This window comes from Candidatus Hartigia pinicola (assembly GCA_020541205.1).
Classification (GTDB): domain Bacteria; phylum Pseudomonadota; class Gammaproteobacteria; order Enterobacterales; family Enterobacteriaceae; genus Hartigia; species Hartigia pinicola.
Window position 1 is genome coordinate 1,352,079 of sequence record CP048208.1, and the last position, 19,155, is coordinate 1,371,233.

The 19,155-nt window shown below is 27.1% G+C and carries 6 protein-coding genes and 4 pseudogenes; 5 read left to right on the forward strand and 5 right to left on the reverse strand.

Features of this window, described 5'->3' with window-relative positions:
* Positions 1-1,581 precede the first annotated feature (1,581 nt).
* Together rplM and rpsI are read left to right on the forward strand one after the other, a co-directional pair.
* Positions 1,582-2,010 carry a 50S ribosomal protein L13 gene (gene rplM, locus GFV14_RS02560; RefSeq protein WP_457914115.1) on the forward strand — a complete coding sequence of 143 codons (429 nt, stop codon included), beginning with the start codon at positions 1,582-1,584 and terminating at the stop codon, positions 2,008-2,010.
* Between the two features lie 15 nt (positions 2,011-2,025).
* Entirely contained in the window at positions 2,026-2,418 is a 393-nt protein-coding gene (gene rpsI / locus GFV14_RS02565) for a 30S ribosomal protein S9 (RefSeq protein ID WP_457914116.1), read from the forward strand.
* Between the two features lie 418 nt (positions 2,419-2,836).
* On the opposite strand, the gene fabI is transcribed toward rpsI, so the two are convergent.
* From fabI to GFV14_RS02590, 5 genes and pseudogenes are all read right to left on the reverse strand, one after another.
* Positions 2,837-3,613, reverse strand: a complete 777-nt coding sequence (fabI, locus tag GFV14_RS02570) for an enoyl-ACP reductase FabI (protein WP_457914117.1) — start codon at positions 3,611-3,613, stop codon at positions 2,837-2,839.
* A 949-nt stretch (positions 3,614-4,562) separates the two neighbouring features.
* Positions 4,563-5,398 (reverse strand): annotated as a pseudogene (locus tag GFV14_RS02575) (peptide ABC transporter ATP-binding protein).
* Positions 5,398-6,394, reverse strand: a pseudogene (locus tag GFV14_RS02580) (peptide ABC transporter ATP-binding protein). Before GFV14_RS02580 ends, GFV14_RS02575 begins: the two co-directional pseudogenes overlap by 1 nt.
* A pseudogene (gene sapC, locus GFV14_RS02585) lies at positions 6,372-7,253 on the reverse strand (putrescine export ABC transporter permease SapC). Before sapC ends, GFV14_RS02580 begins: the two co-directional pseudogenes overlap by 23 nt.
* Positions 7,240-8,207 (reverse strand): annotated as a pseudogene (locus GFV14_RS02590) (ABC transporter permease subunit). The pseudogenes sapC and GFV14_RS02590 overlap by 14 nt, the downstream one beginning before the upstream one ends.
* 2,339 nt (positions 8,208-10,546) lie before the next feature.
* Here GFV14_RS02590 and mnmA point away from each other — a divergent pair.
* The 3 genes from mnmA to GFV14_RS02605 all read left to right on the forward strand — a co-directional run bounded on the left by mnmA (position 10,547) and on the right by GFV14_RS02605 (position 14,984).
* Positions 10,547-11,653: a tRNA 2-thiouridine(34) synthase MnmA gene (gene mnmA / locus GFV14_RS02595; protein ID WP_457914118.1), complete on the forward strand. Its 1,107-nt coding sequence runs from the start codon at positions 10,547-10,549 to the stop codon at positions 11,651-11,653.
* Between the two features lie 559 nt (positions 11,654-12,212).
* Entirely contained in the window at positions 12,213-13,583 is a 1,371-nt protein-coding gene (purB, locus tag GFV14_RS02600) for an adenylosuccinate lyase (protein ID WP_457914119.1), read from the forward strand.
* Between the two features lie 1,077 nt (positions 13,584-14,660).
* Complete coding sequence (locus tag GFV14_RS02605) at positions 14,661-14,984, forward strand: hypothetical protein (protein ID WP_457914685.1); 324 nt, start codon at positions 14,661-14,663, stop codon at positions 14,982-14,984.
* Positions 14,985-19,155: the final 4,171 nt, after the last annotated feature.

The following is a 19,155-nucleotide window of genomic DNA, read 5'->3' on the forward strand; positions in this document are numbered from 1 at the left end:
TAATATCAAAAACCATAGCGTATAATTGCTAATAAATTTTAAAGAAGAGTAATGTTATTTGTTTAAATAAAGTGATTAATTCATTGTATTACAAATATCATAAATTTATGCACACCTCTTGAAAAGTTGTGTTTTTAAAAAATATAATATGAATCTTAATTATAAAAGTTAATATCATCCCTGATAAGTTATATGATAAAAGTCTTTAATGGATTTACGTTGTCTTCAACCTGAGTAACATAAAAATATTGTAACGCAATAAACACAAGAGTAGCTAATACTTTCAAACACTTCTTTAAATTTCTCTTGTTTAATTTATAATTCATCATAAAAACCATCAATACTTTGATCAAAATTTTATAATTGTAATAATTCAGTTAACCTAACAGAAACCCATATTAGAAATTGACAATTTTAAAATGCAGCTTATTTATTTAACTGAAATGTATTAGAAATTAGATTCGAAATAATTTTTAAGATATTCTAAAAGTAAAATAATTATAGCAATCTTTCCATTTGTTACCATACTCTTCCTATCATATGCTGTAGCATATATAAAGTGCAATTAGAAAACTCTACTCATATTTCTTATATTGATTCACTATTTTATATGCAATCATAAAGTATTCAATACTATATAACCAAACTAAAGGTGAGTTTTAAATACCTTTCACATTTTTATATTCGGTTACACTTTTCTCAAAAATTTAAATGGTATTTAGTATATTATATTCATAATATGAAAATATTTTACTCACGTTACCACCACTCACTCATAGATTTATAATACATACAAATTAATTTTTGAAAACTAAAATTATTAAAGTTTTTATGTATAAGACTACTACTATGAATATAATTTCACAGAATTAACGTTGATTATTTATCTTGATACTTCTTTGATTATGAAAATATTTTTACCCATAAAAATCATTTATAAAACATCTCCTTATTGTTCACGTTATGTTTATTAGAATTTATAAAATTCTCTTATCTTCACTCTTAAAACTAATATAAAACTTTTTAAACATTTTAAAGTTATCTTTAAAAAACTTTCTATATTTATAAAAATATTTCTTACTAATTCTTAAAAAAGTAATATACAATAATTTTAGGTAACCGCTGATTAAGATATACTACAAAAAATGTTGTTTAAAAGATACAGAAAATATAAACGTCCTAAACACATCGAACTTCTACTGCCATTACCTTCATGCTCCACTAAGTAAGAAAAGTATCATTTATGAAAATGCTTGTATACTGATCACAGTCAACATAAAATTATCTTATTCAGAGTAGATATATAAAATAATTTTGTTTTAAAACCATACTGAATATGCATGAATATTTATTGTATTACATAAGTATTATTTTGAGATCGATTTTTATTGCCCACTTCTTTATAATTTCACATTCCTGCATCCTAGTAATATTTTATTTTTCATAAATATGATATGCTAGTTAGCTAATCTTCTCGAAGGGGTAAGTTTAGCTAAAAAAGAGTCGTGTGAACCTCACTAGGCTAAAACTTATGAACGTAAATCTTCACCAACATGTAACTTCAATATTGGGTAAGCTTTAATGAAAACTTTTACAGCGACACCACAAATCGTCAAGCATGACTGGTATGTTGTTAATGCAGAAGGAAAAACTTTAGGCCGTCTCGCAACTGAAATAGCACGACGTCTGCGAGGTAAGCATAAGTCAGAATATACTCCACATATCGATACAGGTGATTATATAATCGTTCTTAATGCAGAAAAAATTAACGTTACTGGTCGTAAACGCGAAGATAAAATCTACTATCGCCATACAGGTCACGTAGGTGGAATTAAACAAACGACATTTAAAGAAATGATTACACGCAACCCTACGCGTGTAATTGAAATCGCGGTTAAAGGAATGTTACCAAGAGGGATACTGGGTCGCGCAATGTATCGTAAGCTCAAAGTTTACAAGGGTAACAAGCACAGTCACGTAGCACAACAACCGCACATCCTTAACATTTAATTGAGATTATAGGTAATGGCTGAAAATCAATACTACGGCACTGGGCGCCGAAAAAGCTCTTCTGCTCGTGTCTTTATTAAACAAGGCAGCGGTAACATTACGATTAATCGGCAAACACTGGAAAAATACTTTGTTCGTGAAACGGCCCGTATGGTTGTACGTCAGCCACTAGAATTAGTTGATATGTTAGAAAAATTAGACCTATATATCACTGTTAAAGGTGGCGGTATATCTGGTCAGGCTGGTGCCATCCGTCATGGTATGACTCGTGCATTGATAGATTATGATGAGACTCTTCGTTCTGATCTGCGGAAAGCTGGCTTTGTTACTCGTGATGCACGTTCTGTTGAGCGTAAAAAAGTAGGCTTACGTAAAGCACGTCGCCGTCCACAATTTTCCAAACGTTAATTTATTACTTTATAAATATGACGTCAATAAAACCCGTCTTTATAGCGGGTTTTATTGACTAAATAACAATATAAAAATAAAATTTTAGACATGTCATGTTATTTTCTTCCAATCTACAATGTTATTGTTATAATTATAAGCATGAATCTAATAATTTATATATTATTCTTCATGCGCTTCATAATGCATATTATTTGTTTTGTGTAACTTCAATAAAAATACAATAAGATGTATAATCATTATAAAGAATTACTACCTGTATTATTCTAGTGCATTGTAAACATATTACAAAGAACCTCATAGGATAACGTTAAGTATTTTATTTCTTATGATATATTGATAAATATGATCTTGCGTCATAAATAGTACAATACTGCCTCTCAACAATTTCTAATAAAAAATAAAATATATTTAATACTTACTCGCTCATTACTGCAATACTAAAACCACCATCAACATGAATGATTTCACCAGTAATACCTGCTGCAAGATTAGAACATAGAAATGCAGCACTATTACCAATATCATGAATATTGATGGCACGTCGAATTGGGGTTACTACATCATAATGAGCAAGCATTTTACGGAAATTCTTAATACCAGATGCAGCTAAAGTTCGAATTGGACCAGCAGAAATAGCATTAACACGAATACCTTGAGGACCCATTGCATTAGCCATATAACGAACATTAGCCTCTAAAGAAGCTTTAGCAAGACCCATTACATTATAATTAGGGACAGCACGCTCCGCACCTAAATAAGTAAGAGTTAGTAGTGATGCATTTTTATTAAGCATTTCACGGCATGATTTTGCCATTGCAACAAAGCTATATGAGCTAACTTCATGAGCAATACGAAAACCATCACGAGTCACCGCATCAATATAATCACCATTTAATTGATCTGTCGGAGCAAAGCCAATTGCATGAACAAATCCGTCAAATTTAGACCAAGTTTTTTGTAATTCAGAAAATAAAGATATAATGCTCCCATCATTGCTCACATCACACTCAATAACAATATTAGAGTCTAAGGATGCTGCAAATTCTTCAACACGAGGTTTCAATTTGTTATTCTGATACGTAAATGCTAACTCTGAACCTTGTTTATGCATTGCATTAGCAATACCATATGCAATTGATAATTTACTTGCAACACCGGTGATTAAAATACGTTTTCCAATTAAAAATCCCATTGTATTATCCTTGTTTATGATAATAATAAATACTGCGAGTATAACAAAAGACATTGTGTCTTAGAGAATTTTTGCATTTTTATTAATGTATTATATACATTTATAATATATTTTCTAATAGCTAATTCAGTATTTTTTCTACAAAGGAAAAGTATTAATACTAGTGTGATAAATTTTGAAAAGACATATTCAAAATACTTATTAAAATTATTTTATTTTGATAGCATTTTACCAGATCACTTTAATACATATTTAATGTTTCATCTCTTAAAATTCGATAACAAGCATAAAGTGCGTTACATTACATTCTATTTAATACTGTTATACAGTATACAACAAAATATGATCCATACATATGTAATAAAATATAATTGTCAATCACTAAAATATCTTCAAGTGATTTTTTACATACATTAAAATCATTTCAAGCAATTTTTTGTTCTTGATATTGCAATTATTAATAATGATTATATGATGTAAAATTTCAACATGTACTTCAATGATCGTTGTATACTAGAAATATTTTATTTTTATCATGTGTTTTACAGAATCTACATCCCTATTCATTAACACTTATCGCATCAATGATCATCACATTGTATTTGTGCTATAATTAATACAGACGCAAACCGGAAAAAGACATTTAAAACTCACTCTGACAGAGTAATTTTTTTTAATAGCTTCACACCTTGTAAATTATTAAAATAATAATATACAATATTTTTAGAGACATTACTAAAAGGCCTATCGCAATAGCAACTAATTTTTTAATATATAAGTAAGAAAACATTTAATCCATACATCACTCACATATATAAGGGTTTTTAGTTTTTTATTAAGCACAATTCAATGAATCAAAATACTTCTCGACTGATATAAACTATTTTTAAATTTTTAATTCTGAAAGCTTACATACAATCATGACATTTAAAACATTTTGAACAAGTTTTCAAATAAGATTTTCTCTACTATTCTTAGATAAATTGCACGCTTTTCCGCTAATTTTAAAAGAATAACGTGCCATAAAATGATTTTGAATCAAACGACGGATAACATCATGTAATGGTGAATCTAGTACTTCCGCAGTATTACCACTCTCAACCACAACACCTTTATTCATTACTAATATTTTATCACTGATATGTTTCACTATACTAAGAGGTTGCATTACGTAAATATACGCAATATCTTGTTTAGCTTGCAATTCAAGCATCAAGTTAATGATTTGTGATCGCATAGATACATCTAATGAAGTCAATATCTCATCAGCAATAATAATTTTTGGTCGTAAAATTAAAGCACGAGAAAGTGCTACTCGCTGTTTTTGTCTTAAAGCTAACATATGTGGATAATATTCGGCGTGCTCCCTTAGTAAACCAACTTGACGAAGAGTCTGTATTACTTCTTTTTCTCGTTCAATTCCGGTAAGCTTAGTATTAAGTTTTAAAGGTAATTCAAGTATCCGACCAATACATTGACGAGGATTTAGTGAAGTACTTGGATTTTGAAATATCATACGAATGTGCTTACTACGATAAATATAATCGTCATACTTAAGATGATGTCCGTAAAGAATATTTCACCTGAAGTTGGTTTAATCACACCTGATAGCATACACACAAGTGTTGATTTCCCCGAACCATTAGTACCAATAATAGCCAACGTTTGTCCTGTTAGTAAATTAAAGCTTACAGCTTGCACTGCTTCTAACTCATAACGCCGAAATAACCCTTCACGAAAACGGAAGGTTTTCTTAAGATTACATACTTTAATCAAGACCGCCATTAGGAAGACTCGTTCATATTAATCGGATAATGATAATAAAATAGATGATTTTTAACCTTCCGTACAGGCGGTGTTATGCTACAAGTTCGTTGAGCATATTGACAACGAGGCCTAGACGACAATTAATAGGATAAGTGCTCTAATAATGGAGTCGTTCCTGGTAAGGTATGTAAACGACTTTTATGTGGAAGAGAGATTTGAAAATCATGAACAGATCTGATCAGAGACGCTGTATAAGGATGGTAAGGGCGTTTGAATATATCTTCTGGAGTTACTGCTTTCTACGATTTGACCACAATACAGCACATTAATTTTATCTACTAGCTGAGATATTATTTCTATATCATGACTTATAAGAAAAATAGACATGTTATGATTTTGATTAAGGTTATTAAATAATCGAAAAATTTGCGCTTGTGTTGTGGATTCTATCGTATTAGTTGGTTCATCTGCAATAAGCAAACGAGGTTGATTAGCAATCGCAATAGCAATCATTATTTTTTGACATTCGCCGTTAGTCAGTTCACAAGGATAACTATGCATAATATTTTTGTAATCTTTGATACCAACACGATGCAATAATTCGATTACACGACGTTTACATTAATAAAAACGCTTCCACCAATGACCTTTAGAGGTCCAGTTTGGTATTGCTTTGACTAGCTAATTTCCTATATCTTCCGTTGGATCTAAACAAGATTGTGGATCCTGAAAGATCATGAAATATTATGACCAATAAGTTTTCGACGTTTTCTAGGACTTAGTTTGAGAAGATCGATATCATGAAAACGGAAGCAATCAGCAGTAATATGCATATTTTCTTTTATGACACCACACATTGCTTTAGCAATTAAACTTTTACCAGAGCCTGATTCGCCGATCAATCCGTAAGATTTCACCCTCCAATAGAGTTATTGAAACACGATCTACTGCCTCAATGAAACCATTTTCTGTCATAAATTTAACAGTTAAATTACGAATATCTAAAAGTGGCATTCTTTAAAACCCTCGCATGAATAGAACGATGTAATCCATCACCTAGTAAGTTCACACAGAGGACACTTATCATAATCGCTATGCCAGGTAAAATTATAGTCCAAGGCGCAATATAAATCAGATCCATAGTATCACCTAACATTGACCCCCATTCTGATGAAGAAAGTTGCAATATCTAAAATAGCAATAGAAAGAGAACGAGTTAATTCAGCTATAAAAATTAGAATAATATTAGGAAACACAGTATACCATAATATAAAAATATTAGATACTCCATCTAATCTTTCTGATACAATATATTCTTTATTTAATTCATTATGAATTGCAATATAAATAATTCTCAATATCCTTGGAATCATTGATAGGCAAATAGCAAACATTGCATTGTGCAAACCTTTACCCATGAATACAACGACGATAATAGCAAGCACAAACGAAGGAATAGATAAAAATATATCTAATATGTGGTTGAAAATTACTGATTTTAAACCTTGAGTCATTCCTGCAAAAGAACCTAATACAAAACCTATAATAGTAGAAATAAATGTCACCAATAATGCAGCACCAAAAGTAGAGTTTGTTCCAAGAATTAGGCGACTCAGTATATCACGACCTAAGTCATCAGTCCCTAAAAAAGCTACGTTGCCGTCATGTAACCATGACGGTGGTAATAATTGATAACCTAAAAATTGTTGATTAATAGAATAAGGTGCAATATAAAAGCCAGATAAAGAGAGGAGTAACAAAAATAGAACACCATAAAATCCTACCATTGAAATAATATCTGATGAAAAATATTCCATATAACTCAAGTTGACGATGAGATTTTTTGTTTATTATAAAAATTATCTAAAGACATATCTATCCTTATATTTTAAAGAATTCATCATTACCCCTAAAACATCAGACAGCATGTTAATTGTAATAACTAATGCGCCAATTAATATCACACCCCCTGAAATTACAGAATAGTCTTGTTGACGTAATGAAGTAACTAATAACTGCCCTAATCCAGGCCAATTAAAGACTACTTCTATTCCCATTGTTAGTGTTAGAAGAGTAGAAAATTGTAAACTTAATATTGGAACAATCGGAACGATAACGTTATGAATAATATGATAACGCACAATAGTTAATAACGAAAAACCTCGTATTATCGCGGCTTGAATATAATTGGCATTAGAAATATTTTCTGTACTATGTCGCACTAAACGAATTACTTCAGTTGTGGGAGAGGTTTCGAGAGCGATTACAGGCAATACCATATGTGAAAAGACGTTGATAATCATATGTTTATGAAAAAGTGAGTGAACAAACCAAATATCAATTACAGAAAATCCTGTAATGGATTCTAAGTTATAGAGAATATCGAATCGACCAAAGACTGATAGCCAACCAAGTTGTAATGAAAAAAAATAGTATAAGTATAATAGCTAATGCACATACAAGGAGAGAAGAACCAAGTAATATAAAAATGTTGATAGCAATATCAACCGATTTTTTCCGCCAAAAAACTTTTACTATCCCAATGGGCATCCCAAAAACTAAGGACAATATAAATGCAAAAAACAGATAACTCCACAGTAGCCGGAAAAGTATCTTTAAGCTGTTCAATAACAGATTGACCATTAGTACTTGAAACACCAAAGTCAAGGTGTAATAAGCCGTTAAAATAAAATACATAAGCATTTATTAATGATGCCCTACTTAAAGTCGACTGAGGAGTCAAGTAACTAAGGCTAAAACTAACAAATGATAAAAAACATAAGGTAACTAAAGTTAGTAATAATCGACGCAAAAAATAAACAATCATTTTAGCGCCTTTTTATTGTTATTTTTTTATTATCATCTGTAACATCTCCAATAAATGCCTAAAATAATGTATTGATAATAATTTCTACTCATAAGACTTTTATATAACGCTGATCAACGTGAAAACTTAAAGAATAAATAAGAGTTAAAACAAGCACTCACTGAATATCCGTGTTGTTTGATTATGATAATTAATACGATCTGATATTTTCTAAATTAGCAATGCGTGATTCAATTTGTATTACAAAAAAACAACACTAATAACTTCAAATAGTTTGAGACAATTTTTTATAGTTTAATAATCACTGAACAAAACTATTAATAAAATTATTATATGTTCTTCAATACTCGCGTATCATGTCATAATTAAAGCTACTAATTTTCTCTTTTTAAAGCACTTTGACATAGTCCTATATTTATCACAATCCAACTTTCACTCAAGATTTTTAAATTAACTCATAGATTTTCAATAAGCTAAGATTATAAAATTGTAAAAAAACTCAACCTCAAAATCGCATTAAAGATTTTTTAATCTCGTCTCTTATAACATCTACCTTAATAATTCTAAATTTAAATCAATCATGTATACTTGATTGTTAATAACATAAAAAATTATCCTGACTTGCAGTTGATCTAACAGTAGATTTTCTTATATCAAAATCTGCAGAATCTGTGTTCATTCTTAAACATATCTAGCAATGCTTATATCGATCACATATCTTATATTCAAGTTCATATTTTTAGTAATTGTTGTTGCGTATGGTAACAACACATTGATTTACTTAATAATTTTAAAACGAAATAAATTATTTTTACAGAACGACAATTAATTATTTCTTGACAATTAATATGATAAAGATAAAAATACTGTATTCCACTAATAATATTAATACATAGTGAATAGGTACATGCCATACAAATAAAGTATTTAGTAAACTAACACAAGATTCAATAATACAATTATTTGTTTTATAAACATCTATACATTATCACAAATTATAAAAATATAACATAAGGATCACGATTATTATTCATGTCATGATTAAAGGTAATTTGTTTCAAATATTTAAAAAACAACTAAAAAATAACATCTCAGTCTTTATATTTTATATTAATATAAAATAATATATTTTAAAATTTAATGCCTGTTCGTATTGATAAGAGATAAATTGTAGCATTACTCAATATGTTCCAATTAAAATCTACTTCTAAAAATAAACAATAAATACAAGAGTCAATATCTAACAAGCAATTATCAAATGATACACTTACCTAAAAAAACAGTAAAATCTATTACTCATTAATTGAACAATTAAATATCATAATAGTACTATTCATATAAGAAATAATACTGTTTTATATATCTTTTTAGAATATTATTATCTTCATAATTATACGATACATTACAACTCAGAACCTGAATTAGTAATTACAAAATCAAAAAAAAATAAAATAATGAATGATTAAGCAAAATATGATATTATTTCATTAAGTTAAAATAATATCATATGATGTAAAATGACTAGTTTAATATATACTTATAATTATAATTACGTGAGTTTTAAAATAATATTAAATAATCTACATTATATATCTATCTATATTTACTGCGACATCTTCATTATAATCATTTTCAATATAAAAAATTTATTTATTTTTACAATCACTATAGTGAAAAAACACATTTAACTCATAAGTAAATAAAATATCATAACTTTCGATGAATTATTCATGTAAAAGATATATATTGACTTGTCTAAAAATATTAATAATATTAACTATTTATATTATTTTATTATTCATAAAATAATTGCTGTTTAATTAAGATATAATATTAATCATATGATTTCTAGTATTGTTATATATCTACTATTTAGTCTCTACTGTCCTATCATTTTAAAATGTAGTAAAATTCACAGTTCAATTATTTGTTAAATTAACGTTATATTTTTATGTTGTTATTTACCTCTTTTCGCAAACTACATGTAAATATTAATTAATAGCTTGTCACTGTTCACTGTAAAAAAATCTTTTTTAGACCCAATATAATACTTCTAACAATTATTTATATCAAAGCATTATAATATTTTTTATTCATTTATATTCTGTTTGCAATTTAAAGAGATTGTTTACTCTCACTACTGAACGCAAATAATTATTGGTTTTCTATCTACTTTATACATTTTCTAAATATTAAAAATAAAAATTATAAAAATTTTAAAGAAAATCTCAATAGCTTTTAATGGTTTGAATAGAGAATATTTTTATTCTGAGTCTAGTGTAATAAAAATAAAATATGGTAAAGTATAGTGGTTCATTTTTAAGCAATGAGAGTATACTATGTCAGATAACAAGAGAAAAATAGTCGTCGTTGGTATGTCCGGTGGTGTTGACTCCTCTGTTTCGGCTTATTTGCTTCAGAAACAAGGCTATCGCGTTGTGGGGCTATTCATGAAAAATTGGGAAGAAGATGACAACGAAAAATATTGTGCTTCTGCAAAAGATCTCTCTGACGCTCAAGCGGTTTGCAAAAAACTATCTATTGAACTTCATACTATAAACTTTGCTACAGAATATTGGGATAATGTCTTTAAACACTTTTTATCTGAATACAAAGCAGGTCGGACTCCTAATCCAGATATTCTTTGCAATAAAGAAATTAAATTTAAAGCTTTTCTTGAATTCGCGATTGAAGAACTTAACGCAAATTATATTGCAACTGGTCATTACGTTCGTCGTCGTGATCTTAATGGTAAAAGCCAACTACTACGCGGGATAGATACCAATAAAGATCAAAGTTATTTTCTACATACTCTTAGTTATAAACAAATCAGTAAAAGTTTATTCCCGTTAGGACGACTCAACAAATCTGATGTACGATGCATTGCTGAGGAAGTAGGCCTAATAACTGCAAAGAAAAAAGACTCAACTGGCATTTGTTTTATTGGTAAACGAAAGTTTCGTGATTTTCTTAGTCGCTATTTACCTGCTCAACCAGGTCCGATTATAACTATTGATGGAAAAATCATTGGTCAACATGAAGGTTTGATGTATCACACACTTAATCAACGTAAAGGACTCCGTATTGGTGGAATCAAATATAGTTCTAATAAGCCTTGGTATGTAGTTGATAAAAATGTTTCCACTAATGTCTTGATTGTAGCACAAGGGCGTGATAATACTAGACTAATCTCAACAGGCCTTATTGCCCAACCATTGGACTGGGTTAATAGAATACCACTCACGCAAGTTTTGCGTTGTGTTGTTAAAACACGTTATCGTCAAGAAGATATTGCTTGTACAGTGATTCCACTGAATGAAAAAAAAGTAAAAGTAATCTTTGACTATCCAGTTCAAGCAGTTACCCCAGGTCAATCAGCAGTGTTTTATATTAATGCAATTTGCCTTGGTGGTGGAGTTATTGAATCTCGTGTTCAAAAGCAATAGTAGCTAAAATTGTTTTAATATCACGCTGTCACCGTCAGGCATCTATTATCTACTCTTGATATTGATAGCAATGATTCACAAAAAACTTACAAACAAGTCTTAATATTATATACTAACCTATAGTGTCTAGACAGAATAGAGTAATACAAGTTTCTCTACTGCAGTCACTCGCTATATGCTTAATATGAAAGTCCTTAAGCACCACGTGAACAAAAATAAATAAAGAACAGTCAACTAAGTCAATATGTTGAACAATTCGAACGCCAAGAAAATTATTTTTAACTAATGTCTAAAGGCACTTTTTATGATTCATCTAACATTTATATCGATAAAATTCATTCACTTGAACTACATATTCAAGTAACAGGATCACCTAAAATTTTAAAAGCTCACTGGTTTCAGCATACTCTAATACACTTTTACTGAGCGGTATTCTCAGTGTTGTTCTTTATCAGACAGTAAGGAGAAATCTATATAAAATTACTATTTACTCGAAGACAATTCATTAAACATACGTAATATATTTTCTCTTACTTTTTAAAATATGGAGTTTCTATCAATGATGTTATCTTCATTAACTGCTATATCCCCAATTGACGGACGTTACAGTGATAAAGTCAATATACTGCGTACTATTTTTAGTGAATTTGGCTTATTGAAACATCGCATACAGATTGAAATTTGTTGGTTACAAAAACTCTCAGAAACATCTAAAATCAAAGAAATTCCATTATTTAATGCTGATGAAACCACTTACCTGAATAAAATTATTAAAAATTTTAATGAAAAAGATGCCTTACGTATTAAAGAAATTGAGCGTATAACGAATCATGATGTTAAAGCTGTTGAATATTTCTTAAAAGAAAAAGTAGAACAAATTTCTGGACTACATGCTGTCTCTGAATTCATTCACTTTGCTTGTACTTCAGAGGATATCAATAATCTATCATATGCTATCATGCTAAAAACAGCAAAAGAATCTGTATTACTATTAGAATGGCGTCAAATAATTGATAGCATAAAAACTTTAGCACATAAGTATCGCCGATTACCTTTACTTTCACGTACTCATGGACAACCAGCAACACCATCAACTATTGGTAAAGAATTTGCAAATGTCGCTTACCGTATGGAACGTCAATATTATCAATTAGAGCAAGTTGAAATACTAGGTAAAATTAATGGCGCAGTAGGTAACTATAATGCGCATATTGCTGCATACCCTGAAATCAATTGGCATGAATTTAGTGAATCCTTTGTGACTTCATTAGGAGTGACTTGGAACCCCTTTACCACACAAATTGAACCACATGATTATATTGCAGAACTCTTTAATTGTATTGCACGTTTTAATACTATTTTAATAGATTTTAATCGTGATCTATGGGGATATATTGCACTAAATCACTTTAAACAAAAAACTGTAGAAGATGAAGTCGGTTCTTCAACAATGCCACATAAGGTAAACCCAATTGACTTTGAAAATTCAGAAGGTAATCTAGGATTAGCAAACGCTATATTACATCACTTAGCAAATAAACTACCTATTTCACGCTGGCAACGTGACCTAACAGATTCAACCGTGTTGCGTAATCTTGGTATTGGTCTTGGTTATTCACTAATCGCTTATCAGTCTACTTTAAAAGGTTTAAATAAGCTAGAGGTAAACAAGCAGAATTTACTAACTGAGTTAGATCAAAATTGGGAAATTTTAGCTGAACCTATTCAAACTGTTATGCGTCGTTATAAGATTACACAACCCTATGAAAAACTTAAAAACTTAACACGTGGCAAACATCTCTCTGCAGGAGATATAAAAGAATTCATCAATAGTTTAGACATACCTAAAGAACAAAAAAATAAATTAGAAGCAATGACCCCTGCTAATTACCTTGGTTATGCTATTACTTTTCTTAATCATTTAAAATAATATCTTACTATTATTGAAAACAGCTCATGAAGTCATTTTTTCTTTTATTATATGAGAACGTGTTCAAATACCAAAAATATTTTAGTTTTTATAGAATAGCTCAGAAAATAGTCTAATAAACAAATCTCTAAATAAGTAGAAATATGTTCTCTCAATAACTGACCATAAATGTTTACATATAACCTAAAAAAACGTGCAATGTACTAGAATTTATCTCATTTAATCATTTGGACTATAACTTAATAACTCGCTATAAAAACTTTTATATTATCACAATAACTTTAACATTATTTCCTATTATACTGCTACAGTATCTATTATTCATCATGAGATTTAATGATATGTATCTCTACCGTCCAAGACAATACTTTTCTTTTCCTATTTGTTATTATTCAATCATCTAATTTACAAAACTAGATTATGAGTTGATAGAACCAACTAAAGAAAAGAAAACTAATTACTATTTATCTATCGCTGATTCAATATTACTATACTTGATTTTACTTTACCTCACGAAGATAGTGTATCTATCATGACATGATAGAATAATGTAAAAATAAATATTCTCATACAAAGATTAACTGCATGCGAAATCTGGCAAAAAGTTCATAATTTTAAATAATGATCCTGATGATTGCAATAACTAAACCCAGTCATATTGAAGAAATTCTCATATGAATATAAATTTTAGTGCATAACAAAAATAATCTTCACTCTTAGATTATAAAATTAGAATAATATTTTTATTAATTCATTAAAAATTAATAATCAAAAACTGACTAATTCAATACATTATATTCAACTATATCATTATCAAAACCTGATTAAGTCATAACCGACAAAGTGATCAGTAAAGAATTATTAATGCATCAGCTGCATTAAGATAGTAGACTTTATGAAGTTTATACTATTAATGTTATTATAGGTTATTTATGAAAAAATATTGCAACTTCACAGTAGGGATATGATAATGCTTATTCAAAATCAAACTATAGTTTTGATATAAAAATTTAATATGTAGTTAAACTGAAACTATTATTACTAAGAGCTCGTTTTCTATGCCACTTCCGTTATAATATTCGTCCGAAGCATTTCTTTGGTAGATTATCAATGCAAAACTATTTTATTATTTTTAATAAAATACTTATATCATTTCAAATAGATAAAACAATCTGTTTATATAGCAAAATCCAGTGGATAGATAATAAGGGTAATCTGTATATTACATGTAATGTAACAATAAATAATTTATTTTTTATAATCTTTTATACTAACAATCCACAAAGTTTTTGTGATCAACAACATAAATCCGAGACAGAGCATCAAATACGTCAAAACTCGTTAAACAGAAAGACGTATAAAAAATTATATATTAATATTAGTAACCTTATTATCAAGTAATAAAATACATATCTCAGCCTGAATAGTAAAATTGACTATATTGATCATAACAATATTTTTCTAATATATACTATATCTATTCACTAATGTTATAACTCAAAGCGCCCTACTTCACTAACTTTTGTTATTGTTAACACTTTGTTACAAAAATTTAAAAAAACTCACTGAGTTTAAAAATAATTTAAATATATGAGATTATTGCTAATCTAATCTAGATTTATTCCATATTTTTTACAGTTTCTATCTACTAAAGTAGGCGTCCAATAGATTTTTAGTTTTTAAAATTAGTAGTATGAAAAAGTAAACGAGAAATAATAAATAAAAATCTTCCGCGTGAATTACGTAGTTTAGTTCATAATTTAAATCATCTGTTTACTAATCTAATAAATGTTACAACAAGTATTACATTATGTTTTACACTTAACAGACAGATTGTAGTACCTCTCACTTTTGAAGAAATAAAATAAGAGTAATTGAACAGCAATCAACAAATAACTAATAATCAAACTAAACTTATTATGATTGAACAAATTGTTTTTATTTATTAAATAAATGAATTATTATCTACATCTTGCATCTTTTAAAAGCGAAAATAACTAAATATTTCGAGAAAGACCTTCAACACCTATCTTAGTAAATAAACTTATCAGTACTTTATATAAAATCTATCAAAATATACAGAATCTCTATGACTATAAAATTTTCCTTGCATTTTTTCATTAAGATAGCCTAATAATTTTATTGAAATTACAAATAATATAGTCAATACCTGTAAGTATTACTTGAAAATATCTAAAGTAATGGATACTGTTAACTTAATTATTCTATGATCACTATTGATGATTCAAATCGATCTAAAACAACTTGTAACCTGATCTAACTTGATTTCTACAAAAGATAATTAATAAAAATCATTACACAAATCAAAAATTTGATATTTTATCATTGTTAAAAGCATCAATAAATATAGTAGTGAATCTGTTAATCACCTTCCGTCAAAAACTAATTAATTAAGATAAGTTATTTGTGATTACAAGTGTTCTCGACGCTGTATTTGTCATCATATTGAACATACTGTTAATCAAGATATACAGTAGAAAATAATATAGATTATAAAGTAAGTTTTTAGTAACAAAAATTTTTAAATAATGATAACATCAATGTTCTATACTTAATTATAAATAATTTTATACGTTATACTTCATATGTTGATATCTCTGAACTACAGATAAAAATTAACAATTATATTATTAAGTAAAAAATAGTTTTTAGAGAAATGTCTTTATTTTTTTGATAAAAAAATTAGATAAAAAAGATAGTCAATATTAGTTCAAACTATTAATTACTTTTATCATCTCGAATCGGATTTCATTAAAATGAAATTATATAAAATGCTTTCTTAGTCACACATAGATCATTTAATGATCTTTTATTTTATAATAGAAATTAATATAGTTTATAGAAATATAATATCTTCATTATTGAAGATGATAATAGTATTTTAATAAAATTATTCTATTAATATATGCTCACTAAATACGCTTAAACTCATGAGTAATTGTATTGATTATTTGATCTCTAAAAACTATTTAAGTATTTTTCTATAAACCTAATGATTTTTTATATATCTTATCAGAATAAGGAAAACTTACAATATTAAATCTAGTAAAAATTTTTTTAAAAAATCGCACTTGTTACTTTCTAAGTCAATAGACTACTAATTCTTTTATTAAATTAATATATATAATATATTTATATATTGTGCTATAATACTATTCAAAACAGTTATGAGCAATAATATTCCTTATAATTAATTTTCTAAAAGTATAATAATATATATTACTTTTTTTAAACTTTTTGAAAGAACAAGAGTCAGAAAAAAATCAGCTCACCAAAGTGAGTAACTAAATGAGCTCGTGAATTAAAGATCCATATTAGATTCAATAAAAACAATAACATTATTTTGTTAACTATTAGCAAACGCGAAAATATTAATTATTAAAAAAGAAGTGATAAATGTAAAATATTTTCAAAATCAGATAATACATTACTATAAAAACTTTCAGTGTACTTAATGTCAATGTAATCACGACGGATAATATAACGAATAATACAAATACCTATAAGGTTTGTAGTCTATAAAAATAATTCACATGCGTGACATTTTATTAGTGAGTTAGTTGTGTATCGTTGAAAATCCTTAGATAACCTGTTTACATGTTCATTATAATCGTTAAGATAAAAATAATATACCAGATACTTTTAATCTATTTTATAGATTACATAGTCAAAAAAAAGTTATATTTATTTAGCTCAGGCAAGTTTAAAAAATCAAGAAGAATTATAAAAAAATCAAAATTCTAACATGCAGTTTATTAAACTGATTATTTATTTTATTAATATCGTATAAAACATTACATAATCTCTAATATAGAAAATTAAACATATTGTAATATTAGGAATATAAATTATCAGTTTTTTATTTATGATTTTCGTCATTATAAGTTATTTTAGTGCTACATTCAGGAACCTACTATTGTGGATTTTATCTGGGTTAGATAAATAAAAATTTTGAAATATAGGCAGTTTTTGCATTAGCTAAGATGAAGTTGAATGATAAGGATTTACAAAAAATTAAAATATTCTTATATAGATCGTATAAATCTACTTGAAGTAGTCTACTAATTTTAGTAGACTTTCACAAGTGCTACTATTTAGGTTGACAGTTATATTGTAATATTAACGATTAATAATTAATCATACAAATACATTCATTAAAGAAAAAAGTAAATCATGTTTTGTGTATCATTAACTAATTTTAAAATTACTTAGAATTTTAATATTTTTCTATATTTAATATAGTATTTTTATTATGAATAATTTTATTTGATGACAAAGATAAATAGAATTTAAATTTTATTAATACATGAAAATTATTATATGTATTATGTTGACATAAGCATAGAGACATTCTCATTAACTATATCATCAAATATTATTTAATATTACATAAGAGTAGTCATGCAATATAATATTACATCAATCATTTATTAACTCTAAAACGTATCACGACTCTTACTACTATTGATGTTAAAATCTTTTTATATTATATAATGCATTGATTAATATATAATATTTATTTTTAAAATAAAAATTTTATCAATAGTAATAAAAATTAATTGTACTAATAATTCTTGTATATAGAGTCAATAAAGTATGCGTTTTTACATTAGTTTTGCTAATTACTAAAATCATTATCTGAAATTGAATATAATATATAAAACTAAGGTACCTCTTTAAATTAATAAAATATTTTATTTTAAATTTGTGTAGAAACGTAATTTTTAATATTTAATTTTGACTTCATAAATGAATTGAATAATATTTTCATATTTCTCCGATACTGTGTTTTATTGTGAGACTGAAGAAAATCTTTAATTAATTTAGATTTGCATAATAGATTCATTAGAATATAATTTATATTATAATTTTCCTTCAAAGTTATTTCACTAATATATTTGTATGTATTATTTATATGTATTATAACAATATTAATACTTACATTATAGTTTATTATATATTTTATCTTAATGTTTTTTAAAACAAAATAGGACTAAATATTTCTAAAACAAAAGATATTAACTTATAAAGTTTATTAAATACAATCTTTAAATTTTTATACGGAATATTTCTACTAATTTTATTACATTTTCTCGTCTAGATTATTTATTAGGAATAAAGACAAACTCATTAAAATAAAATGTCTCTCTTTAAATTTTTAATAAAATTATTCATTCACAATATGATCTGTTTCGTAAAGCTATACACCCTAAGCATTTCTGTAAATATCTCAAAAATGAAGCCGACAAGACGCTTTAATTTTATTGTTAAAAAATTTAAATAATAACTAACATACATATTCTAGATTTATGTTTAAAAGACAGTTTACTATCTCAGATTATTATATTTATTTTAATCTGTTGTTCTATTTTCATGAGCTCTTCTTGTGCAGAGAAGAAAATTTTAAACATAGCTATGCATGAAGCAGAAATATTTAAGAATAAGTTTTTTGTCAAATCTTTAGTTATCACACTTATATAAAGACGGTCAATCCCGTAGAATAAAATGTGGTAGTACAAAACAAATTTTTTGTTCTAGATTTAAAGAATGT

Bases quoted from the DNA above. Each gene is read 5' to 3' on its own strand.
- rplM (WP_457914115.1), top strand. From the start codon at position 1,582: ATGAAAACTTTTACAGCGACACCACAAATCGTCAAGCATGACTGGTAT.
- rpsI (WP_457914116.1), top strand. From the start codon at position 2,026: ATGGCTGAAAATCAATACTACGGCACTGGGCGCCGAAAAAGCTCTTCT.
- fabI (WP_457914117.1), bottom strand. From the start codon at position 3,613: ATGGGATTTTTAATTGGAAAACGTATTTTAATCACCGGTGTTGCAAGT.
- mnmA (WP_457914118.1), top strand. From the start codon at position 10,547: ATGTCAGATAACAAGAGAAAAATAGTCGTCGTTGGTATGTCCGGTGGT.
- purB (WP_457914119.1), top strand. From the start codon at position 12,213: ATGATGTTATCTTCATTAACTGCTATATCCCCAATTGACGGACGTTAC.